The sequence below is a fragment of the Enterobacter cloacae complex sp. P13B genome (assembly GCF_014895915.1).
GTDB classification, from domain to species: domain Bacteria; phylum Pseudomonadota; class Gammaproteobacteria; order Enterobacterales; family Enterobacteriaceae; genus Enterobacter; species Enterobacter bugandensis.
Genome location: NZ_JADBQN010000008.1, coordinates 68572 through 89666, shown reverse-complemented (window position 1 = coordinate 89666; position 21095 = coordinate 68572). Strand labels below are relative to the sequence as shown.

Sequence of the window (21095 nt, the reverse complement as noted above, 5' to 3'; positions counted from 1 at the left end):
TGAATGCAAGCGACCTGATGATTTTAAACGCTTTCTGTCTCCGTTGCTGTGATGCTGCCCTTATGAACGGTTTTTCCCGCCAGATAGCGCTCCCGGAAGCATGAGAAATGGTTGCCCAGGGCACCAGCTGCAGCGGTATCTCCTGCTAAATCCAGTAGCGCAATGGCTACTTCGGCAGTGCAGTATTGCCCGTCAGCATGCGCTTCGCGCAGGCGGTAGGCCGAGACGCGGGAAAGATCGACAGAAATAACCGGCAGAGCGTCGAGGTAAGGGCTTTTGCGAAACATTTTCCGCGCTTCGGTCCAGGTACCGTCAAGCATAATAAACAGCGGTGGTTTGCCTGATGGCGGCGCGGTAAGGACCTGACGCTGTTCTCCCGCATAAGATGCCGGGAAAACCACCATCGGCTGGTAGTCCGGGCTTGCCACCAGGTCGAGCAGAGCCTGAGGTGGCTCAGTGCGTGACCACTGAAACGCGGCGGTATCCGGCAGAATATCGGCAATAAGACGCCCCGTATTACTGGGCTTCATCGGCTCGGTATCGAACATGACCAGACAAAAGCGGCTCTCCGCAGTACTTGGGGCCAGCGTCTCGCACAGACACACCTTCAGCGGCAGCAGGCAGCGCTGACAGCGACGTATGCGATTGCCACGTGCAAGAAAGGGGCGAGTCGCGCGCGCAAGGCGTTCGGCGCGTAATTTAAGGACAGCGTTATCAGTCATGGGCGAAATGGAGGAAAAACCCTATTTTCGCAGAGGCGGGAACGGGGCACAAGGTGTGCCCCGGGAATGTTACAGCGATTCGTTTAACCAGCTATCAAAAGGTGCTTTTGGAACCGCACCGTTGAGCATATCGATCACTTCACCATTTTTGAAAATCATGATGGTCGGGATACTGCGAATACGAAAACGTGCGCTTAGCTCGCGTTCGGCCTCGGTATTAACCTTAACGAACCGCATTTTTCCGCTGCGCTCTTCGGCCACATCTTCGAAGATTGGCGCGAAGCTGCGGCACGGACCGCACCATGGCGCCCAGAAATCGACCACCACCGGGAGATCGTCCTTGAGGAGTTTGTCCAGCGTAGCACCCGTCGCGTTAATGACATCGCCATCAAACAATTCATGGCCACAACGTCCGCATTTCGCACCGTCATCCATCCGATCGTCCGGAATGCGGTTTAAAGCCTGACAGTTGGCACATACGGTATTCATAACTAACCTCTGATAGAGCCGTGGGACAGCGGCAGAACGCCGATAATGTTTCTGATATGTTACATATTATCAGTGAGCCTGTATGAAACGACAATGCGTTTTATTCAATGGGAACAATAGTCACAGGCTTTTGTACGAAATTATGGCTATGCGCTGGCACATCGGGTAATCTGCGCGCTTCGCGCAGCGCTGGTGGAGAAAAGCATGAACGACGAAATGAAAAACAAAAGCGGCAAGGTCAAAGTGATGTATGTCCGCAGTGATGATGACTCTGATAAACGCACCCAAAATCCGCGTACCGGAAAAGGTGGCGGGCGTCCAGCGTCCTCTCGTGCAGACGGTGGCCGTCGCCCCGCCCGCGATGACAGAAATAACCGCGGTGATGACCGCAAACGTGATGACCGCAAGCGTGACGATCGCAAGCGCGATGACCGTCCGCGTGATGACTTCTCACGTGATAACGCCTCTCCGTGGCGCACCGTTTCTCGCGCCCCAGGCGATGAGACGCCGGAAAAAGCCGATCACGGCGGTATCAGCGGTAAAAGCTTTATCGACCCGGAAGTGCTGCGTCGTCAGCGCGCGGAAGAGACCCGCGTATATGGCGAGAACGCCTGCCAGGCGCTGTTCCAGAGCCGTCCTGAGTGTATCGTCCGCGCCTGGTTTATCCAGAGCGTAACCCCGCGCTTCAAAGAAGCGCTGCGCTGGATGGCGGCGAACCGCAAAGCCTACCACGTGGTTGATGATGCTGAACTGACAAAAGCGTCCGGTACCGAGCACCACGGCGGCGTCTGCTTCCTGATTAAAAAACGTAACGGCACGACAGTTCAGCAGTGGGTCAGCCAGGCAGATGCCGATGACTGCGTGCTGGCGCTGGAAGACGTGGGCAACCCGCACAACCTGGGCGCAATGATGCGCAGCTGCGCGCATTTTGGCGTGAAGGGCGTGCTGCTGCAGGATGCCGCGCTGCTGGAATCCGGCGCCGCGATCCGTACTGCGGAAGGCGGAGCCGAGCACGTTCAGCCGATCACCGGCGACAGCGTTCTGGATGCCCTCGAGCAGTTCCGTAAAGCGGGCTATTCCATCGTGACCACATCCAGCCATGCCGGTACGCCGCTGTATAAAGCGACGCTGCCGCGCAAGATGGTGCTGGTGTTGGGTCAGGAACGCGATGGTCTGTCTGATGCGGCGCTCTCCAGTTCGGATCTGAGCGTCTCCATCGACGGGACGGGCAATGTGGAAAGTCTGAACGTATCCGTTGCGACCGGCGTGCTGCTGGCCGAGTGGTGGCGTCAGAATAAGGCATAAGCCTCTTATGTGCCGGGCCTGACCCGGCACATTCAAACCCTACTCGCTCTCTGCCGGTAACACAGGCATCCAGTCAATTGGCGTTTCGCCACGTTTTTCCAGCCATTCATTTGCCAGAACAAAATGATTACTGCCAAAGAAACCGCGATGGGCAGAAAGCGGTGACGGGTGCGGTGCCTTCAACACGTGATGACGCTGACGATCGATAATTGCCCCTTTCTTCTGCGCGTGAGAACCCCAGAGTAAAAACACGACCCCTTCACGATGCTCGTTGATAAGGCTGATAACTTTATCGGTAAAGGTTTCCCACCCTAGGCTGGCGTGCGAGTGCGCCTGGCCCGCCCGTACGGTGAGCACCGTGTTCAATAACAGCACGCCCTGGCGCGCCCAGCTTTCCAGATAACCGTGGTTGGGGCGGGTAAACCCGGGCACGGTTCCCTCAAGCTCTTTATACATGTTGAGCAGAGAAGGGGGGATCGCCACGCCTGGGCGTACGGAAAATGCCAGCCCGTGCGCCTGCCCAGGGCCGTGATAGGGATCCTGGCCCAGAATGACGACTTTCACATCGCTCAACTCGGTATAGCGAAACGCGTTGAATACATCTTTTTGCGGCGGATAAATTGTTTGCCCGGACTGACGCTCAGCGGCAACGGTACTGAGCGTATTGATAAAATAAGGCTGCTGCTTTTCTTCTGCCAGCACGTCATGCCAGGTTAAAGGTGTCGTCATGTCGCTCTCCTGCGAATCTCAATCTGTCACTAGCTTACCTGTTTAACGCTTATGAGCAAAATTACGCGCTGAAATGCGTGCTAAGTCGTTAAATTTATTTTGAAATGATGCAGGTTAAGTTGAGTTGGTAGAGGTGTGAAATTGATCTAAAGCAATAAATTCAAACCACACTCTTTATGTGGTTGGTGTTTTTGTTGATTTAAATCAATAAATCGCCGTGGTGTGAATGATATATATACACACAAGAAACAATGGTTTTACCAATTGGCCGCGTAAGGCCAGCATCAGTTAATGTAGCCTAAGGGAGGCAACACATGATTACAGGTATCCAGATTACCAAAGCGGCAAATGACGATCTGCTCAACTCTTTCTGGCTGCTGGACAGCGAGAAAAATGAAGCGCGCTGTGTGGTCGCGAAAGCGGGTTTTGCTGAAGATGAAATCGTACCGGTGAATAAACTGGGCGAAATCGAATACCGTGAAATCCCAATGGAAGTGCAGCCGGAAGTGCGCGTTGAAGGGGGTCAGCACCTGAACGTTAACGTGCTGCGCCGCGAAACGCTGATGGATGCCGTTGAGCACCCGGAAAAATACCCACAGCTGACTATCCGCGTGTCTGGTTATGCGGTTCGCTTTAACTCACTGACTCCAGAACAGCAGCGCGACGTTATCGCCCGTACCTTTACTGAAAGCCTGTAAGGCTTCAGCCACGGGGGTGGAACAAAAAAGCCGGGGATTACCCCGGCTTTTTCTTACTCTTCAGTCTTCGTTTCCTGCGCGGCAGCGCTTGGCTTACGACGCTTACCAATGTTTTTGGTATCGCGGTGGCGCTGCTTCACGCGCGGCTTCTCTTTTTCTTTCTCTTTTCTCTCAGCACGTTTCGCGAGCGCTTTCTTTGACGGTTTACCCGTCATTTTTTCACTCGGCGCACGTGTGGTTGGGCGCAAGCCATCAATAACGCGCGCTTTCAGCGGCTCGTCAACATAGCGGCCAATTTTCTGCAGCAGCAGGTAGTCATGCGCTTCAACCAGTGAAATTGCAATCCCTTTGCGACCCGCGCGACCGGTACGGCCAATACGGTGCAGGTAGGTATCTCCGCTGCGCGGCATATCGAAGTTAATGACGTGGCTCACGTCAGGGATGTCGATCCCGCGGGCGGCAACGTCTGTTGCGACCAGCACGTTAACGCGGCCATCGGTCAGGCGCTTAATGCCTTCGGTACGCTTGATCTGCGCCATCTCGCCTTCAAGATAGCAGTTGTTGATCCCGGCGTTGCGCAGCATTTCAGCCAGCTCGTGCACGCGCTCGCGCTTACGCACAAACACGATAGTGCGGGTGGCGTCTTCCTGCTTCAGCAGGTGCTTGAGCAGCTCAACCTTATGCTCAAGGTTGTCCGCACGGTAATACCACTGGTGGATCTTTTTACGCTCTCGCGTGGATGGCGTCGCAGAGACTTCCACCGGATCTTCCAGCAGACGCTCTGCGAAGTCTTTAATCGCATCCCCTTCAAGGGTGGCAGAGAACAGCATCGTCTGGTTACGCCAGCGCGTTTCACCTGCAATATGCTCGATATCCTGCGCAAAGCCCATGTCCAGCATGCGGTCCGCTTCGTCGAGGATCAGCGTTTCTACCGCGCGGCAGTCGAAGTTTTCTTCTTTAATATACTGCAGCAGGCGGCCCGTCGTCGCGACGACGATGTCCTGGTTTTCGCTGAACACTTCGGCGTGGTTCATATACGCAACGCCGCCGGTGATGGTGGCGATATCCAGATGCGTATTCGCTGCGAGTTCACGCGCGTGATCGGCAACCTGCATGGCCAGCTCGCGCGTAGGCGTCAGGATCAAAATACGCGGCGGGCCAGATTTTTTACGTGGAAAGTCGAGCAGGTGCTGCAACACAGGCAGCAAATAGGCTGCTGTCTTCCCCGTGCCGGTTGGCGCAGAACCGAGCACATCGCGGCCCTCAAGCGCAGGCGGAATGGCCGCTGCCTGAATGGCGGTCGGGCGTGTAAAGCCTTTGCTCTCAAGAGCATTGAGCAGGCTTTCATCGAGTTCAAGTTCGGAAAAAGTCGTTACAGTCATGTTCTACCTCTGTGTGGGGCGCTGATTATAGACGTTACGGCTGTAATCTTCATCTGTTTGTATGGATATCGCTTTGCGGCCACTTCGCTTTCCCCTATGCTACTCCAGTTTCACTTAGAAGGTTGCCCTGACATGTCTCAACTCAAAGCGCAGCTGCGCCGCGATGGTTTTACGTTTAAACAATTCTTTGTCGCTCACGATCGCTGTGCCATGAAAGTCGGTACAGACGGCATTTTACTGGGAGCATGGGCACCTGTCGCAGGTGTTAAGCGTATTCTTGATATCGGTACCGGCAGCGGGCTGGTGGCCTTGATGCTGGCGCAGCGTACTGAAGAGCATGTCACTATTGATGCCGTTGAGCTGGATGCGCAGGCCGCAGGGCAGGCGGGTGAAAACGCGGCCGAGTCACCCTGGGCTGACCGGATAACCGTTAAGTGCGCGGACGTGCTTGCCTGGGCGCCAGAGCAGACGGCGCGTTACGATCTTATCGTCAGCAACCCCCCTTACTACGAGCCCGGCGTGGAGTGCGGTACACCGGAGCGTGAACAGGCGCGCTATACCGGTTCACTCGATCACAAAGCGCTGCTCGTCAACGCGGCTGAACTTATCTCAGAAGAGGGCTTTTTCTGCGTGGTGCTGCCAGAAAGTACGGGCAACACGTTTATCGCTACCGCGCAGGAGATCGGCTGGACGTTACGTTTGCGAACTGACATCTCAGATACGGAAAGCCGATTGCCGCACCGCGTGCTGCTGGCGCTTTCGCCAAAAGAGGGTGAGTGTTTTAATGACCGTATGGTGATCCGTGGGCCAGACCAGCGTTATTCCGAAGATTACACGGCTCTGACCCAGGCGTTTTATTTGTTTATGTAAACCTGCGGGGCAAGTATCGACGGGCCGGACTCAGCAAGCCGATCCGGGTAGTCGAGTGTGTAGTGCAAACCCCGGCTCTCTTTACGCAACATCGCGCAGCGAACAATCAGCTCGGCAACCTGCACCAGATTGCGCAGCTCCAGCAGATTATTGGAGACGCGGAAATGGGCATAATATTCATCAATTTCCTGCTGCAGCATCGTAATGCGGCGCAACGCGCGTTCCAGACGTTTCGTGGTGCGCACAATCCCAACGTAGTCCCACATAAACAGCCGTAGCTCGTGCCAGTTGTGCTGGATCACCACCAGCTCGTCCGGGTTCTCCACGCGGCTTTCATCCCAGGCCGGTAAACGCTCTGTTTCACGGGCGTAAGGCATGCGCTTCGTGATGTCCTCCGCCGCTGACCAGCCGTACACCAGACATTCAAGCAGCGAGTTAGACGCCATACGGTTCGCGCCGTGTAGCCCGGTATAGCTGACCTCACCAATAGCATACAGACCGTCTACATCAGTGCGTCCGTGATCGTCAACCATCACGCCGCCGCAGGTATAGTGGGCGGCTGGCACAATGGGCACCGGATCGCGTGTTAAATCAATGCCAAGATTGAGCAGCTTTTCGTAAATCATCGGGAAATGCTGGCGAATGAATTCTGCCGGCTTATGGCTGATATCGAGATACATGCAGTCCACGCCAAGGCGCTTCATTTCGTGGTCGATGGCGCGGGCAACAATATCACGCGGCGCCAGTTCACCGCGGGCGTCAAAGTCCGGCATAAAGCGGGTACCGTCAGGGCGTTTTAGATAAGCCCCTTCGCCGCGCAGGGCTTCCGTCAGCAGGAAATTTCGCGCCTGAGGGTGGAACAGGGCGGTGGGGTGAAACTGATTAAATTCGAGATTCGCCACGCGGCAGCCGGCGCGCCAGGCCATAGCGATACCGTCCCCGGAAGCGATATCCGGATTAGTGGTGTACTGATACACCTTAGAGGCGCCACCTGTAGCCAACACCACAGCCTTCGCCTGACAGGTTTCCACCTTCTCTTTATTACGGTTCCAGACCCACGCTCCCACCACGCGACGCGTACCGGGCAGGCCTATCTTGTCGGAAATGATCAGATCAACCGCGTTGCTCCGCTCAAGGACCCGGATGTTAGGATGGTTCAGCGCTTTGCTGACCAGCGTGGTTTCCACTTCTTTTCCGGTAGCATCCGCGGCGTGCAGGATGCGGCGGTGGCTATGGCCGCCTTCACGCGTTAAGTGGTAGCTCTCTTCACCGTTGGGCTGAACCTGAGTATCGAATAAAACACCCTGATCGATAAGCCACTGAACGCAATGGCGGGCATTGCTGGCGACAAACTCTGCCGCGTGCGCATCCACGATCCCGGCCCCGGCAATCAGCGTATCTTCCACATGTGACGCAATGCTGTCGGTCTCGTCAAATACTGCGGCAATGCCGCCCTGAGCATAAAATGTGGAGCCTTCACTTATCGGGCCTTTGCTCAGAACGATAACGTTCTGATGTTCAGCCAGACGCAGCGCCAGAGAGAGACCGGCAGCGCCGCTACCGATGATCAGTACATCACAATGAAGTTCAGGTGTTGTGTTCATGATTGTTGTTTAATTTACTAAACAGTGTTGGGGCAGAATAGCACCTGAATGCGAGATATCGCACGTTTTTTTTAATGGGAGTTGCAATGACTAAACGCACAGGCAGGGGTAAACGAAGGGTAAATAAATGAAATTATTTTGCGAAGCAGATCGTTAGCGTCAGATTTTGTGGTGAAATAAAGCCTGTGTTGCGTTACTCTTCTGGCGGGAAAAAGATGTTTCTTGTCAGAAAGTGGTGCGTATCGTGAACAGACTTATAATGAGAGAAAATGAACGGTCTGCGGCGCGATGAACAAAAACAAAGGCGTTACGGAACTTATTGAAGATCAGACACTCTAAGCTGGTGCTTGCTCAAAGTGCGGTAGTTATAGAGTGGCGTTTCGATAACGCGTGGAATTTAGGTTTGGGGAGACATTACCTCGGATGAGCGAGCAGTTAACGGACCAGGTCCTGGTTGAACGGGTCCAGAAGGGAGATCAGAAAGCCTTTAACCTACTGGTGGTGCGCTACCAGCATAAGGTGGCGAGTCTGGTTTCCCGCTATGTACCGTCAGGTGATGTACCTGATGTGGTGCAAGAGTCTTTTATTAAGGCCTATCGCGCGCTGGAATCTTTCCGGGGAGATAGTGCTTTTTATACCTGGCTGTACCGTATTGCTGTCAATACGGCAAAGAATTACCTGGTTGCTCAGGGTCGTCGCCCGCCGTCCAGTGATGTAGACGCTATCGACGCCGAAAACTTCGAAAGTGGCGGTGCGCTGAAAGAAATTTCGAACCCTGAGAACTTAATGTTGTCAGAAGAACTGAGACAAATTGTTTTTCGCACGATCGAGTCACTCCCGGAAGATTTACGCATGGCAATTACGTTACGGGAGCTTGATGGTCTGAGCTATGAAGAGATAGCCGCTATCATGGATTGTCCGGTCGGCACGGTTCGTTCACGAATTTTCCGTGCGCGAGAAGCTATTGATAATAAAGTTCAACCGCTTATCAGGCGTTGACGATAGCGGGATACTGGAAAAGGTATTAGGCATGCAGAAAGAAAAACTTTCCGCTTTAATGGATGGTGAGACGCTGGATAGTGAGCTGCTCAACGAGCTGTCTCATTCTCCCGAAATGCAAGAGACCTGGGAGAGTTACCATCTCATCCGTGACACGCTGCGCGGTGATACCGGAGAGGTTCTCCATTTCGATATCTCAGCCCGCGTGATGGCGGCCATCGAGAATGAGCCTGTTCATCAGACCACTCCGCTGATTCCTGAAGCGCAACCCGCACCGCACCAGTGGCAGAAAATGCCGTTCTGGCAAAAAGTGCGTCCGTGGGCCAGCCAGCTCACCCAAATGGGGGTGGCTGCATGCGTATCGCTTGCAGTTATCGTTGGCGTCCAGCACTATAATACTCAGTCTGAAACTAATCAGCAGCCAGAAGCGCCAGTGTTTAACACACTGCCGATGATGGGCAAAGCCAGCCCGGTAAGTCTGGGCGTACCGGCTGATGCCTCCGCCAGCGGCGGTCAGCAACAGCAGGTTCAGGAGCAGCGCCGTCGCATTAATGCGATGTTGCAGGATTATGAGTTGCAGCGTCGTCTGCACTCTGAACAGCTTCAGTTTGAGCAGGCCCAAACTCAGCAAGCTGCTGTGCAGGTGCCCGGAAACCAAACTTTAGGAACGCAATCGCAGTAATGAAGCAACTTTGGTTCGCCATGTCTCTGATGGCGGGTAGCCTGTTCTTCTCTGCTAACGCCTCGGCTGATGTTTCATCCGGGGCGTTGTTGCAGCAAATGAATCTGGCCAGCCAGTCACTCAATTACGAGTTGGCATTTATCAGCATCAACAAGCAGGGCGTCGAGTCGTTACGCTATCGCCATGCCCGTCTTGATAACCAGCCGCTCGCCCAGCTTTTACAGATGGATGGCCCGCGTCGGGAAGTTGTCCAGCGTGGCAACGAAATCAGCTATTTCGAGCCCGGTCTGGAGCCTTTCACCCTGAATGGCGACTATATCGTTGATTCTCTACCGTCGCTTATCTATACCGATTTCAAACGACTTGCCCCTTACTATGATTTTATTTCGGTAGGGCGTACCCGTATTGCAGACAGGCTGTGTGAAGTGATCCGCGTGGTTGCGCGCGATGGCACGCGCTACAGCTATATCGTCTGGATTGATGCGGAAACCAAGCTGCCGATGCGCGTGGACCTGCTCGACCGCGACGGCGAGACGCTTGAACAGTTCCGCGTCATCTCCTTCAGCGTGAACAATCAGGTTGGTAACAGCATGCAGAATCTGGCGAAGGCCAGCCTGCCGCCGCTGCTTTCTGTTCCTGCAGGGGACTCCGCTAATTTCAACTGGGTTCCTTCCTGGATACCGCAAGGCTTTAGCGAAGTGTCCAGCAGCCGTCGTCAGTTGCCCACCATTGATACGCCGGTTGAATCACGCCTCTATTCCGATGGCTTGTTCAGCTTCTCGGTGAATATCAACCGCGCAACGGCAAACAGCGCTGAACAAATGCTTCGTACCGGGCGTCGTACGGTCAGCACCACGGTTCGCGATAACGCAGAAATAACGATTGTGGGGGAATTACCTCCGCAGACGGCGAAGCGCATTTCAGACAGCATTAAATTCAGGGCCGCACAATGATTAAAGAGTGGGCGACCGTCGTCTCGTGGCAGAATGGTATTGCGCTGGTCAGCTGTGATGTTAAAGCCTCATGCAATAGCTGCGCATCCCGAGCCGGTTGTGGCAGTCGCGTGCTGAATAAGTTAGGGCCACAGACATCGCATACAATCTCCGTGCCGAGCGAACAGCCGCTGGTGGCGGGTCAGAAGGTGGAACTGGGCATTACGGAAGGCAGTCTGCTGAGTTCCGCGATGCTGGTCTATCTCTCCCCGCTGGTGGGGCTGTTTGTCATGGGCGGCCTTTTTCAGATGCTGTTTGGTACCGACGTGGCCGCCATGTGCGGCGCAGCTTTGGGTGGCGTAGGGGGATTCTGGCTTGCCAAAGGCATCTCACCGAAGCTCGCCGCGCGCGATGAGTGGCAGCCCGTTATTCTGAGCGTTGCGCTGGCGCCTGACCAACTTCGCGTCGAGACGCTCTCTTCTGAGGCCCGGTGATCCACCGGGCTTTATCATTATTTACATCTCAAAAAAGAAAACGCCATTTCTTCGCGCTATGCTTGGCTCTAAGTGCATTTCCAGGTTGCGGGTATGTAGTGTAGAATGCTGCGTTTTCGCACTGAAAAACGTCAGGCTAAGAACAGCGGCCTCCAGGAATTCGTAAGGCATAATTATTTAACTATATGAAGAACATACGTAACTTTTCGATCATTGCTCACATTGACCACGGTAAGTCGACGCTGTCTGACCGTATTATCCAGATTTGCGGTGGCCTGTCTGATCGTGAAATGGCAGCCCAGGTACTGGACTCCATGGACCTGGAACGCGAACGCGGTATCACCATCAAAGCGCAGAGCGTGACGCTCGACTATAAAGCTTCTGATGGCGAAACCTATCAACTGAACTTTATCGACACCCCAGGCCACGTTGACTTCTCCTATGAAGTATCACGCTCGCTGGCGGCCTGTGAAGGTGCGCTGCTGGTGGTCGATGCCGGGCAGGGCGTTGAAGCCCAGACCCTGGCGAACTGCTACACCGCGATGGAAATGGATCTCGAGGTTGTGCCGGTTCTGAACAAAATCGACCTGCCAGCCGCCGATCCTGAGCGCGTGGCGGAAGAGATTGAAGACATCGTCGGCATTGACGCGACCGACGCCGTACGCTGCTCCGCGAAAACCGGTGTGGGTGTGACCGACGTGCTGGAACGCTTGGTACGTGATATTCCGGCCCCGGAAGGCGACCCGGATGGTCCATTGCAGGCGCTGATCATCGACTCATGGTTCGATAACTACCTGGGCGTGGTCTCACTGGTGCGTATCAAAAACGGCACCATGCGTAAAGGCGACAAAATCAAGGTCATGAGTACCGGACAGGTCTACAACGCAGACCGTCTGGGTATCTTCACGCCAAAACAGGTTGACCGTACCGAGCTGAAATGCGGCGAGGTAGGCTGGCTGGTCTGCGCGATTAAAGACATCCTCGGCGCGCCAGTAGGTGATACCCTGACCGGCGCGCGTAACCCGGCAGACAAAGCGCTGCCAGGCTTCAAAAAGGTGAAACCGCAGGTTTACGCGGGTCTGTTCCCGGTCAGCTCTGACGACTACGAAAACTTCCGCGATGCGCTCGGCAAGCTGAGCCTGAACGATGCCTCCCTGTTCTATGAGCCAGAAAGTTCAACGGCGCTGGGCTTCGGCTTCCGCTGCGGCTTCCTCGGCCTGCTGCATATGGAGATCATTCAGGAACGTCTGGAGCGCGAATACGATCTGGATCTGATTACCACCGCACCAACGGTAGTCTACGAAGTGGAAACCACCTCGAAAGAAGTGATCTACGTCGACAGCCCGTCCAAGCTGCCGCCGCTGAACAACATTCACGAGCTGCGCGAGCCTATTGCAGAATGTCACATGCTGCTGCCGCAGGAGTTCCTGGGGAACGTTATTACGCTCTGTATTGAGAAGCGTGGCGTGCAGACCAACATGGTTTACCACGGTAACCAGGTGGCGCTGACCTATGAAATCCCTATGGCGGAAGTGGTACTCGACTTCTTCGACCGTCTGAAGTCTACCTCCCGTGGCTATGCGTCACTGGATTACAACTTCAAGCGTTTCCAGGCCTCCAACATGGTGCGCGTGGACGTGCTGATCAACGGCGAGCGTGTGGATGCGCTGGCGCTCATCACCCACAACGACAATGCGCCGTACCGTGGCCGCGAGCTGGTTGAGAAGATGAAAGATCTGATCCCGCGTCAGCAGTTTGACATTGCGATTCAGGCGGCCATCGGTAACCACATCATTGCCCGCTCAACCGTGAAGCAGCTGCGTAAAAACGTTCTGGCGAAGTGCTATGGCGGTGACGTCAGCCGTAAGAAAAAGCTGCTGCAGAAGCAGAAAGAAGGTAAGAAGCGTATGAAGCAGGTCGGTAACGTTGAGCTGCCGCAGGAAGCATTCCTTGCCATTCTTCATGTCGGTAAAGACGGCAAATAACTTTTAAGGAGTTGGCATGGCGAACATGTTTGCCCTGATCCTGGTCATCGCTACGCTGGTGACAGGCCTGCTGTGGTGTCTGGATAAGTTTATCTTCGCCCCAAAACGCCGTGAACGTCAGGCTGCCGCGCAGGCAGCGACTGGCGATGCGCTTGACGCGAAAACCCTGAAGAAAGTTGGCCCGAAACCGGGCTGGCTGGAAACGGGCGCGTCGGTGTTCCCGGTGCTGGCGATTGTGCTGGTGGTACGTTCGTTTATTTATGAGCCGTTCCAGATCCCATCGGGATCAATGATGCCAACGCTGCTGATCGGTGATTTTATTCTGGTTGAGAAGTTTGCCTACGGCATTAAAGATCCGATTTACCAGAAAACGCTGATCGAAACGGGGCATCCGAAACGTGGCGACATCGTGGTGTTTAAATATCCGGACGATCCGCGTCTGGATTACATTAAGCGCGCGGTGGGTCTGCCGGGTGATAAAGTGACCTACGATCCGGTTGCGAAGGAAGTCACCGTTCAGCCGGGCTGCAGCTCCGGTACCGCGTGTGAAAACGCGCTGCCAATCACCTACTCAAACGTTGAGCCAAGTGATTTCGTGCAGACTTTCGCCCGTCGTAACGGCGGTGAAGCGACCAGCGGGTTCTTCCAGGTGCCAAAAGGTGAAACCAAAGAGAACGGCATTCGTCTGGTTGAGCGCAAAGAGACGCTGGGCGATGTCACTCACCGCATTCTGACCGTGCCAATCGCGCAGGACCAGGTGGGGATGTATTACAAACAGCCGGGTCAGCAGCTGGCCAGCTGGATCGTACCGCCGGGACACTACTTCATGATGGGCGATAACCGCGATAACTCCGCGGACAGCCGTTACTGGGGCTTTGTGCCGGAAGCGAATCTGGTGGGTAAAGCAACCGCGATCTGGATGAGTTTTGAGAAGCAGGAAGGCGAGTGGCCGACCGGAGTGCGCCTGAATCGTATTGGCGGAATCCATTAATTCTCATGAAAAGAACACGTAGCCGCGTTATTTCGCGGCTACGTGAATTATTTCCTCGATAAATCTCTTTGAACTAACGACATCCCCTGTCGTTGTGTATAGAATATTCCCCCGAAGTTTAAGGTTGGCCCTGCAAGGGTGCCACGGCACACGAAACCGCGTTGGTTTTCTCAGGTCGGTTTCGTGTGCTGCATTTTTGACGCATTCATTTATTGGTATCGCATGAACCCCATCGTAATTAATCGGCTTCAACGGAAGCTGGGCTACACTTTTCATCATCAGGAGTTGTTGCAACAGGCATTAACCCATCGCAGTGCCAGCAGCAAACATAATGAGCGTCTCGAGTTTCTGGGTGACTCTATTTTAAGTTTCGTGATTGCGAATGCGCTTTATCATCGTTTCCCGCGCGTGGACGAAGGTGATATGAGCCGCATGCGCGCCACGCTGGTGCGCGGCAACACCCTCGCTGAAATCGCGCGCGAATTTGAACTGGGCGAATGTCTGCGTCTTGGGCCGGGTGAACTGAAAAGCGGCGGCTTCCGTCGTGAATCTATTCTTGCCGATACGGTCGAAGCATTAATTGGTGGCGTGTTCCTGGACAGCGATATCCAGACCGTAGAAAAGCTGATCCTTAACTGGTATCAGACCCGTCTGGACGAAATTAGCCCGGGCGATAAACAAAAAGATCCGAAAACGCGCCTGCAGGAATATTTGCAGGGCCGTCATCTGCCGCTGCCATCCTATCTGGTGGTGCAGGTTCGTGGCGAAGCGCACGATCAGGAATTTACCATCCATTGCCAGGTCAGTGGCCTGAGTGAACCGGTGGTGGGCACAGGTTCAAGCCGCCGTAAGGCTGAACAGGCTGCCGCCGAACAGGCGTTAAAAATGCTGGAGCTGGAATGAGCGAAGAAAAAACCTATTGCGGATTTATTGCCATCGTCGGACGTCCGAACGTCGGCAAATCCACCCTGCTGAATAATCTGCTTGGGCAGAAGATTTCCATCACCTCGCGTAAGGCGCAGACCACGCGTCACCGCATTGTCGGCATCCATACTGAAGGCGCGTATCAGGCGATCTACGTCGATACCCCTGGCCTGCACATGGAAGAGAAGCGTGCCATTAACCGTCTGATGAACAAGGCGGCGAGCAGCTCCATCGGCGACGTAGAGCTGGTGATTTTCGTAGTGGAAGGCACCCGCTGGACGCCGGACGACGAAATGGTACTGAACAAGCTGCGTGACGGCAAAACGCCGGTGATCCTCGCGGTCAACAAAGTTGACAACGTGCAGGAAAAAGCTGACCTGCTGCCGCACCTGCAGTGGTTGGGCAGCCAGATGAACTTCCTGGATATCGTTCCGCTGTCTGCTGAGACCGGCCTGAACGTCGATACCATCGCGGGCATCGTACGTAAGCACTTGCCGGAAGCGATTCACCACTTCCCGGAAGATTACATCACCGATCGCTCTCAGCGCTTTATGGCGTCTGAAATCATCCGTGAAAAGCTGATGCGTTTCCTGGGCGCCGAGCTGCCGTACTCTGTGACGGTGGAGATCGAGCGTTTCCAGAGCAACGAGCGCGGTGGCTACGACATTAATGGCCTGATCCTCGTCGAGCGTGAAGGGCAGAAGAAGATGGTGATCGGCAACAAAGGCGCCAAGATCAAAACCATCGGCATTGAAGCCCGTAAAGACATGCAGGAGATGTTCGAAGCGCCGGTTCACCTGGAACTGTGGGTGAAGGTGAAATCTGGCTGGGCCGATGATGAGCGTGCTCTGCGCAGCCTCGGTTACGGCGAAGATCAGTAACTCAAGACGACGAGTATAATGGAAGGTTGGCAGCGCGCCTTCGTTCTCCATAGTCGTCCCTGGAGCGAAACCAGCCTGATGCTGGACGTCTTCACGGAAGAGTCGGGCCGCGTGCGCCTTGTTGCGAAAGGCGCACGTTCCAAACGTTCTAATCTGAAGGGTGCCCTACAGCCTTTTACGCCGCTGCTGGTTCGCTTTGGCGGGCGAGGGGAAGTCAAAACCTTGCGCAGCGCTGAAGCCGTCTCTCTGGCGCTTCCCCTTTCTGGCATCACGCTCTACAGCGGTCTGTATGTCAACGAGCTCATCTCCCGCGTCCTTGAACATGAGACTCGCTTCTCGGAACTTTTCTTCGATTATCTGCACTGTATCCAGGCACTGGCGGGTGCGACCGGCACGCCCGAACCCGCCCTGCGTCGTTTCGAACTGGCGCTGCTGGGCCACCTCGGGTACGGCGTGGATTTTCTGCACTGCGCAGGCAGCGGTGATGAGGTGGAAGACACCATGACCTACCGCTACCGCGAAGAAAAAGGCTTTATTGCCAGCGTCGTCGTTGATAACAGTACTTTTACCGGACGCCAGCTCAGAGCACTTTATGAACGCGAGTTTCCGGACGCCGACACCCTGCGCGCAGCAAAACGCTTTACCCGGATTGCCCTCAAGCCGTATCTTGGCGGCAAGCCCTTAAAGAGCCGCGAATTATTCAGGCAGTTTATGCCCAAACGTTAGACCACAGCATCAGAAAGAAAACCGAGGATTGTCATGGCTGAATTACTGTTAGGCGTCAACATCGACCACATCGCCACCCTGCGTAACGCGCGCGGCACGGCGTATCCCGATCCGGTTCAGGCGGCGTTTATCGCTGAACAGGCTGGTGCCGACGGCATTACCGTTCACCTGCGTGAAGACCGCCGCCACATTACCGACCGCGACGTGCGCATTCTTCGTCAGACGCTGGACACCCGTATGAATCTGGAGATGGCGGTCACCGAAGAGATGCTGACCATTGCCTGCGAGACCAAACCGCACTTCTGCTGCCTGGTGCCGGAAAAACGTCAGGAAGTGACCACCGAAGGCGGGCTGGACGTGGCGGGGCAGCAGGACAAAATGCGCGATGCCTGCAAGCGCCTGGCGGATGCCGGTATCCTGGTTTCTCTGTTTATCGACGCCGATTTCGCGCAGATTAAAGCGGCAGCCGACGTGGGCGCGCCGTATATCGAAATTCACACCGGCTGCTATGCCGATGCTAAAAACGATGCCGAGCAGGTCAAAGAGCTGGAGCGTATCGCCAAAGCAGCCACCTACGCCGCGAGCCTGGGACTGAAGGTTAATGCCGGTCACGGCCTGACCTACCACAACGTGAAGGCCATTGCTGCTCTGCCGGAAATGCATGAGCTGAACATCGGCCACGCCATTATTGGCCGCGCGGTGATGAGCGGCCTGAAAGAAGCGGTTTCAGAGATGAAACGCCTGATGCTGGAAGCGCGTCAGTAATGGCCATTCTGGGCTTAGGCACCGATATCGTCGAAATAGCTCGCATTGAAGCGGTGATTGCCCGGAGCGGCGATCGCCTGGCAAGGCGCGTGCTGAGCGATAACGAATGGGCCATCTGGGAAGCGCACCAGCAGCCGGTGCGTTTTCTGGCAAAGCGCTTTGCGGTAAAAGAGGCGGCAGCCAAAGCCTTCGGGACCGGCATTCGTAACGGCCTGGCATTTAACCAGTTCGAAGTTTTTAATGATGAGCTGGGCAAACCGAGCCTGCGTCTGTGGGGTGAAGCGCAAAAGCTGGCGGAGAAGCTGGGGGTGAATCATATGCACGTGACGATCGCAGATGAACGCCACTATGCCAGCGCGACGGTGATTATCGAAAGCTAAATTTTGTCCGCGTGGTGCATCAGGACAAATTTATCCCACAGCTGCTCTTCGCTCTCGACGTGTGTCGGATCCTTCAGAATAGTGTTGGGGATCGGGCACACCTTCTGGCAGGTCGGCGTCTCATAGTGGCCGACGCATTCCGTGCAGCGGTCGCTGTTAATCTCGTAAATGCTGTCGCCCATCGAAATCGCCTGGTTCGGGCATTCGGGCTCGCACATATCGCAATTGATGCATTTTTTGGTAATTAACAGCGCCATCAGGAAATTCTCAGAAACAACACAAACTGGGCGGGCATTATACGCGTCAAACCAGTTTCTTTACCAGTTCTTCGCTGTGACGAATGCGCTCAGGCGCGCGCTCCAGATCCTGCTGTACCAGCGCCATAAACAGCAGATCCGTCAGCATCATTTGTGCGCTGGTGGACGAAATTGCCGCGCTGCGCGTGGCCTGCTCTTCGGCAATGGTATACAAACAGCGCGTTGCCCGCTGCTGCAGCGCATTTGGCGTAAAGCCGGTGATCGCCAGAATTTTGCCGCCGACGCGCAGGGCTTCGTCGGTCGCCATGTTGATCTCGCGGCGCTCGCCGGAGTAGGAGATCGCCAGCAGCAGATCGTCAGGATCCATCGCCTGCACGGTCGCCAGCAGGGCGTGCATATCCTGCTCGACGATGGCGTTAAAACCGATTTTAGTCAGCTTCCAGCCAAAATTACGCGCCACCAGACCGGACGCGCCAATACCGGTTAAAATAATTCGCCGCGCCGCCCGCAGCATCGCCACGCTTTCCAGTAATTTCTCTTCGGTATTCACGTCCAGCGTGGCGTGCATGGCCGCCACGTTCTCCTTGATCAGCTTTTCCCCAACCAGACGCATCGGGTCATCGCCGCGGATCTGGTTATGCACCGGCATGGACTGCGGATTCGGGTTACTCACCAGCGCTTCGCTGATTGCCAGCTTAAGAGCGGGAAAACCCTTAAACCCGATCTTCTGGGCAAATTTCACCACGCTTGACTGGCTCACTCCAGCTTCGCTTGCCAGCTGCTGTGAGCTGAGGTGGCGGGCGCGATCGGGCTGAGAAAGCAGAAAGTCCGCCAGCTTTTTGTCGCTTTGAGCAAAGCCGGCGTAGCGCTGGCGAATGCGAATTAAACAGTTCATGAGTACTCCCGGCGGAAATGTGATTGTCTGCGCAAAAACGAATTCTGCTCGCCTGAATGAATTTTATATTCCATTATAGTGTGATTATTATGAATTAAAAATTCTTGAGGTACAAAAAATGAATCTTGGCTCACTTGTTTCTGAAACGCGTAACCCGCAAACCATGGATCTGGATGCGCTCTCTACCCTGGAGCTGGTTAACCGCTTTAATCAACAGGATACGCTGGTCGCGCAGGCAGTGAAAGAGACATTGCCAGAGGTGGCGAAAGCGGTCGATGCGGCGGCGGAAGCTCTTAAGGCCGGTGGTCGCATTATCTATATGGGGGCCGGTACCAGCGGGCGTCTCGGGGTGCTGGATGCCTCGGAATGTCCGCCCACCTTTGGCGTTCCGCACGGCCTGGTGGTTGGCCTGATTGCAGGTGGTCCCGGCGCGCTGCTGAAGGCCGTTGAAGGGGCGGAGGACAACAAACAGCTGGGTGAGGATGACCTGAAGGATCTGAACCTGACGGCGAACGATCTGGTGGTTGGCCTGGCGGCATCCGGGCGCACGCCGTACGTCATTGGCGGCCTGGAATACGCCAACCGGACCGGCTGCACGACGGTCGCCATCTCCTGCAACCCCGGCTCGCCGATTGCGCAGGTGGCCGCTATCGCCATCTCTCCGGTCGTTGGGCCGGAAGCGCTCACCGGCTCCACGCGCCTGAAATCCGGGACCGCGCAAAAGCTGGTGCTCAATATGATCTCCACCGGTGCGATGGTGAAGTTCGGCAAGGTCTACCAGAACCTGATGGTCGATATGCAGGCCACCAACGTCAAGCTGGTGGACAGAGCCTGCCGCATGGTGATGGAGGCGACAGGCGCGGGCCGTGAAGAGGCAGAAGCGGTGCTCAGGCAGACCGATCACGACGTAAAACCAGCCATTTTGATGATCTTAAGCGGGCTGGACGCGGCGGCTGCGCGAGCCAAACTCGACGCGCACAACGGCTTCTTACGGGCGGCTTTAGAAAACTAGCAGAGGCGTTTATGGACAAAACAGCAGCGCTCGCCAGCGATATCCTGCAGGGGATAGGCGGGGAGAAAAATATTCAGCGTCTGGAAAACTGCATGACGCGCGTGCGCGTCGAGGTGCATAACGACGATCAGCTTGACGTGCCGGGTCTGAAGAAGCTGTCCGGCGTCAGTGGCTACGTGAAACAGGGGCAGCAACACCAGCTGATCGTCGGGCCGGGCAAGGCGGCGCAGGTTGTCGATGCCATGCGCGCGCTGATGGTCGGCGGTGCAAGCGTGACGGTTGACGACGCTGAACGCACCAAAGCGCAGGCGAAGGCAAAATACAAAGCTCCTATGAGCGACGCGCTGCGACAGCTGGCAAACGTCTTTATCCCGCTGATCCCGGCGTTTATAGCTTCCGGCTTGATCACCGGGATCATCAACATCCTCAAGCGGCCAGATATCGTCGGGGATTTTGCCACGCAGTATCCGAACCTGCTGGGCATTCTCGGGATCTTCGGCAGCGCGGTGTTTGCCATTATGAACATTCTGGTCGGGGTCAATACCGCGAAGGTGTTTGGCGGCTCGCTGGCCATGGGCGGCGTAATGGCAGGGATCTTGTCCAGCCCGCAGCTGGCGCAAATCACGCTGTTTGGCGAGGCGCTCCAGCCTGGTCGCGGCGGGGTGATTGCCGTGCTGCTGGTGGTTATTCTTATGTGCTGGATCGAGAAAAAGCTACGCGCGGTTCTGCCTGGCTCGATTGAGCTGATCCTTAACCCGCTGCTGACCACGTTAATTACCGGTAGCGTTGCGATTGTGGTCCTTCAGCCACTAGGCGGGTGGATCTCTGACGCCATCGCCCACGGCGCGTCTCTGGCTATCGACCGCGGCGGCCTGCTGGTGGGGGCGGTGCTGTCAGGTACCTTCCTGCCGCTGGTGCTGACCGGCCTGCATCAGGGGCTGGTGCCGATTCACGTCGAGCTGGTGCAGGCGCACGGTTATAACGCGCTGCTGCCTATTCTCTCGATGGCGGGCGTCGGGCAGGTGGGGGCAGCGATTGCCGTCCTGATGAAAACCCGTAACGCGCGCCTGAAAAAAGTGATTAAAGGGGCGCTGCCGGTCGGGCTGCTCGGCATTGGCGAGCCGCTGATATTCGGCGTCACGCTGCCGCTGGGTAAACCGTTCCTTGCGGCCTGTCTGGGGGGCGCGGTAGGCGGGGCACTCATCAGCTACTGGAAAGTCGCCACCGTTATCACCTTTGGTCTCTCCGGTTTACCGCTGGCATTAACCATCGTGACCGGAAAAGTCATGCTCTATCTGTTAGGCTATTTAGTAGCGGTGATCGCCGGGTTCCTGTTTACCTGGCTGTTAGGATTCAACGACCCAGAGGAGTAA

Annotated in this window: 24 protein-coding genes; 17 read left to right on the top strand and 7 right to left on the bottom strand. The window is 55.6% G+C overall.

Translation table 11 applies throughout. The annotated features are described in order from the left end of the window. Positions 1–23: 23 nt before the first annotated feature. Positions 24–722 carry a tRNA-uridine aminocarboxypropyltransferase gene (gene tapT, locus IM273_RS05100; RefSeq protein ID WP_045260163.1) on the bottom strand — a complete coding sequence of 233 codons (699 nt, stop codon included), beginning with the start codon at positions 720–722 and terminating at the stop codon, positions 24–26. 69 nt (positions 723–791) lie between these two features. Then, positions 792–1211, bottom strand: coding sequence for a thioredoxin TrxC (gene trxC, locus IM273_RS05095; protein ID WP_028014108.1), 420 nt, complete (start codon positions 1209–1211; stop codon positions 792–794). A gap of 204 nt (positions 1212–1415) precedes the next feature. On the opposite strand from trxC, the gene IM273_RS05090 reads away from it, so the two are divergent. Then, on the top strand, positions 1416–2516 hold the full coding sequence (locus IM273_RS05090; RefSeq protein ID WP_193051259.1) for a tRNA/rRNA methyltransferase: 1101 nt from the start codon (positions 1416–1418) through the stop codon (positions 2514–2516). Between the two features lie 39 nt (positions 2517–2555). On the opposite strand, the gene ung is transcribed toward IM273_RS05090, so the two are convergent. Further along, positions 2556–3245 carry a uracil-DNA glycosylase gene (ung, locus tag IM273_RS05085; RefSeq protein WP_023333064.1) on the bottom strand — a complete coding sequence of 230 codons (690 nt, stop codon included), beginning with the start codon at positions 3243–3245 and terminating at the stop codon, positions 2556–2558. A 314-nt stretch (positions 3246–3559) separates the two neighbouring features. Between ung and grcA the strand changes: the two genes are divergently transcribed. Further along, a complete protein-coding gene (gene grcA, locus IM273_RS05080) occupies positions 3560–3943 on the top strand; it encodes an autonomous glycyl radical cofactor GrcA (protein WP_006176733.1) in 384 nt (127 codons plus the stop codon). A gap of 53 nt (positions 3944–3996) precedes the next feature. On the opposite strand, the gene srmB is transcribed toward grcA, so the two are convergent. Then, a complete protein-coding gene (srmB, locus tag IM273_RS05075) occupies positions 3997–5325 on the bottom strand; it encodes an ATP-dependent RNA helicase SrmB (protein ID WP_041908660.1) in 1329 nt (442 codons plus the stop codon). A 132-nt stretch (positions 5326–5457) separates the two neighbouring features. On the opposite strand from srmB, the gene IM273_RS05070 reads away from it, so the two are divergent. Then, positions 5458–6195, top strand: coding sequence for a tRNA1(Val) (adenine(37)-N6)-methyltransferase (locus tag IM273_RS05070; RefSeq protein WP_059358610.1), 738 nt, complete (start codon positions 5458–5460; stop codon positions 6193–6195). Here IM273_RS05070 and nadB read toward each other — a convergent pair. Continuing rightward, entirely contained in the window at positions 6180–7799 is a 1620-nt protein-coding gene (gene nadB, locus IM273_RS05065) for an L-aspartate oxidase (protein WP_059358607.1), read from the bottom strand. The genes IM273_RS05070 and nadB overlap by 16 nt on opposite strands. 343 nt (positions 7800–8142) lie before the next feature. Between nadB and rseD the strand changes: the two genes are divergently transcribed. From rseD to acpS, 12 genes are all read left to right on the top strand, one after another. Continuing rightward, on the top strand, positions 8143–8226 hold the full coding sequence (rseD, locus tag IM273_RS22710; protein ID WP_231940818.1) for a rpoE leader peptide RseD: 84 nt from the start codon (positions 8143–8145) through the stop codon (positions 8224–8226). After that, positions 8223–8798 (top strand): RNA polymerase sigma factor RpoE, encoded by a 576-nt coding sequence (rpoE, locus tag IM273_RS05055; protein WP_028014102.1) that lies wholly within the window; start codon positions 8223–8225, stop codon positions 8796–8798. Before rseD ends, rpoE begins: the two co-directional genes overlap by 4 nt. A gap of 31 nt (positions 8799–8829) precedes the next feature. After that, a complete protein-coding gene (rseA, locus tag IM273_RS05050) occupies positions 8830–9480 on the top strand; it encodes an anti-sigma-E factor RseA (protein WP_014832926.1) in 651 nt (216 codons plus the stop codon). Then, on the top strand, positions 9480–10433 hold the full coding sequence (gene rseB / locus IM273_RS05045) for a sigma-E factor regulatory protein RseB (RefSeq protein WP_041908666.1): 954 nt from the start codon (positions 9480–9482) through the stop codon (positions 10431–10433). The genes rseA and rseB overlap by 1 nt, the downstream gene beginning before the upstream one ends. Then, positions 10430–10906, top strand: coding sequence for a SoxR-reducing system protein RseC (rseC, locus tag IM273_RS05040; protein WP_045260167.1), 477 nt, complete (start codon positions 10430–10432; stop codon positions 10904–10906). Before rseB ends, rseC begins: the two co-directional genes overlap by 4 nt. Before the next feature lie 185 nt (positions 10907–11091). Further along, positions 11092–12891: a translation elongation factor 4 gene (gene lepA / locus IM273_RS05035; RefSeq protein ID WP_028014099.1), complete on the top strand. Its 1800-nt coding sequence runs from the start codon at positions 11092–11094 to the stop codon at positions 12889–12891. A gap of 16 nt (positions 12892–12907) precedes the next feature. After that, the gene (gene lepB, locus IM273_RS05030) at positions 12908–13882 is read left to right on the top strand and encodes a signal peptidase I (protein ID WP_047364182.1); all 975 of its coding nucleotides are present in this window, start codon (positions 12908–12910) and stop codon (positions 13880–13882) included. 222 nt (positions 13883–14104) lie between these two features. Next, the gene (gene rnc / locus IM273_RS05025; RefSeq protein ID WP_003860711.1) at positions 14105–14785 is read left to right on the top strand and encodes a ribonuclease III; all 681 of its coding nucleotides are present in this window, start codon (positions 14105–14107) and stop codon (positions 14783–14785) included. Then, positions 14782–15687, top strand: a complete 906-nt coding sequence (era, locus tag IM273_RS05020; protein WP_028014097.1) for a GTPase Era — start codon at positions 14782–14784, stop codon at positions 15685–15687. Before rnc ends, era begins: the two co-directional genes overlap by 4 nt. An 18-nt stretch (positions 15688–15705) precedes the next feature. Further along, entirely contained in the window at positions 15706–16413 is a 708-nt protein-coding gene (gene recO / locus IM273_RS05015) for a DNA repair protein RecO (RefSeq protein ID WP_028014096.1), read from the top strand. A gap of 33 nt (positions 16414–16446) precedes the next feature. Then, positions 16447–17178 carry a pyridoxine 5'-phosphate synthase gene (pdxJ, locus tag IM273_RS05010; RefSeq protein WP_045260169.1) on the top strand — a complete coding sequence of 244 codons (732 nt, stop codon included), beginning with the start codon at positions 16447–16449 and terminating at the stop codon, positions 17176–17178. After that, the gene (gene acpS, locus IM273_RS05005) at positions 17178–17558 is read left to right on the top strand and encodes a holo-ACP synthase (protein ID WP_023294331.1); all 381 of its coding nucleotides are present in this window, start codon (positions 17178–17180) and stop codon (positions 17556–17558) included. The genes pdxJ and acpS overlap by 1 nt, the downstream gene beginning before the upstream one ends. On the opposite strand, the gene IM273_RS05000 is transcribed toward acpS, so the two are convergent. Continuing rightward, complete coding sequence (locus tag IM273_RS05000) at positions 17555–17815, bottom strand: YfhL family 4Fe-4S dicluster ferredoxin (RefSeq protein ID WP_028014093.1); 261 nt, start codon at positions 17813–17815, stop codon at positions 17555–17557. The two genes, acpS and IM273_RS05000, sit on opposite strands and share 4 nt — an antisense overlap. Before the next feature lie 46 nt (positions 17816–17861). Continuing rightward, on the bottom strand, positions 17862–18710 hold the full coding sequence (locus IM273_RS04995; RefSeq protein WP_028014092.1) for a MurR/RpiR family transcriptional regulator: 849 nt from the start codon (positions 18708–18710) through the stop codon (positions 17862–17864). Between the two features lie 118 nt (positions 18711–18828). On the opposite strand from IM273_RS04995, the gene murQ reads away from it, so the two are divergent. Both murQ and IM273_RS04985 read left to right on the top strand, forming a co-directional pair. Continuing rightward, positions 18829–19722, top strand: a complete 894-nt coding sequence (murQ, locus tag IM273_RS04990; RefSeq protein WP_047364180.1) for an N-acetylmuramic acid 6-phosphate etherase — start codon at positions 18829–18831, stop codon at positions 19720–19722. A gap of 11 nt (positions 19723–19733) precedes the next feature. Then, positions 19734–21095: a PTS transporter subunit EIIC gene (locus IM273_RS04985; protein WP_041908677.1), complete on the top strand. Its 1362-nt coding sequence runs from the start codon at positions 19734–19736 to the stop codon at positions 21093–21095.

Coding starts and splice junctions, on each gene's coding strand:
- tapT (WP_045260163.1), bottom strand. CDS start 722: ATGACTGATAACGCTGTCCTTAAATTACGCGCCGAACGCCTTGCGCGC.
- trxC (WP_028014108.1), bottom strand. CDS start 1,211: ATGAATACCGTATGTGCCAACTGTCAGGCTTTAAACCGCATTCCGGAC.
- IM273_RS05090 (WP_193051259.1), top strand. CDS start 1,416: ATGAACGACGAAATGAAAAACAAAAGCGGCAAGGTCAAAGTGATGTAT.
- ung (WP_023333064.1), bottom strand. CDS start 3,245: ATGACGACACCTTTAACCTGGCATGACGTGCTGGCAGAAGAAAAGCAG.
- grcA (WP_006176733.1), top strand. CDS start 3,560: ATGATTACAGGTATCCAGATTACCAAAGCGGCAAATGACGATCTGCTC.
- srmB (WP_041908660.1), bottom strand. CDS start 5,325: ATGACTGTAACGACTTTTTCCGAACTTGAACTCGATGAAAGCCTGCTC.
- IM273_RS05070 (WP_059358610.1), top strand. CDS start 5,458: ATGTCTCAACTCAAAGCGCAGCTGCGCCGCGATGGTTTTACGTTTAAA.
- nadB (WP_059358607.1), bottom strand. CDS start 7,799: ATGAACACAACACCTGAACTTCATTGTGATGTACTGATCATCGGTAGC.
- rpoE (WP_028014102.1), top strand. CDS start 8,223: ATGAGCGAGCAGTTAACGGACCAGGTCCTGGTTGAACGGGTCCAGAAG.
- rseA (WP_014832926.1), top strand. CDS start 8,830: ATGCAGAAAGAAAAACTTTCCGCTTTAATGGATGGTGAGACGCTGGAT.
- rseB (WP_041908666.1), top strand. CDS start 9,480: ATGAAGCAACTTTGGTTCGCCATGTCTCTGATGGCGGGTAGCCTGTTC.
- rseC (WP_045260167.1), top strand. CDS start 10,430: ATGATTAAAGAGTGGGCGACCGTCGTCTCGTGGCAGAATGGTATTGCG.
- lepA (WP_028014099.1), top strand. CDS start 11,092: ATGAAGAACATACGTAACTTTTCGATCATTGCTCACATTGACCACGGT.
- lepB (WP_047364182.1), top strand. CDS start 12,908: ATGGCGAACATGTTTGCCCTGATCCTGGTCATCGCTACGCTGGTGACA.
- rnc (WP_003860711.1), top strand. CDS start 14,105: ATGAACCCCATCGTAATTAATCGGCTTCAACGGAAGCTGGGCTACACT.
- era (WP_028014097.1), top strand. CDS start 14,782: ATGAGCGAAGAAAAAACCTATTGCGGATTTATTGCCATCGTCGGACGT.
- recO (WP_028014096.1), top strand. CDS start 15,706: ATGGAAGGTTGGCAGCGCGCCTTCGTTCTCCATAGTCGTCCCTGGAGC.
- pdxJ (WP_045260169.1), top strand. CDS start 16,447: ATGGCTGAATTACTGTTAGGCGTCAACATCGACCACATCGCCACCCTG.
- acpS (WP_023294331.1), top strand. CDS start 17,178: ATGGCCATTCTGGGCTTAGGCACCGATATCGTCGAAATAGCTCGCATT.
- IM273_RS05000 (WP_028014093.1), bottom strand. CDS start 17,815: ATGGCGCTGTTAATTACCAAAAAATGCATCAATTGCGATATGTGCGAG.
- IM273_RS04995 (WP_028014092.1), bottom strand. CDS start 18,710: ATGAACTGTTTAATTCGCATTCGCCAGCGCTACGCCGGCTTTGCTCAA.
- murQ (WP_047364180.1), top strand. CDS start 18,829: ATGAATCTTGGCTCACTTGTTTCTGAAACGCGTAACCCGCAAACCATG.
- IM273_RS04985 (WP_041908677.1), top strand. CDS start 19,734: ATGGACAAAACAGCAGCGCTCGCCAGCGATATCCTGCAGGGGATAGGC.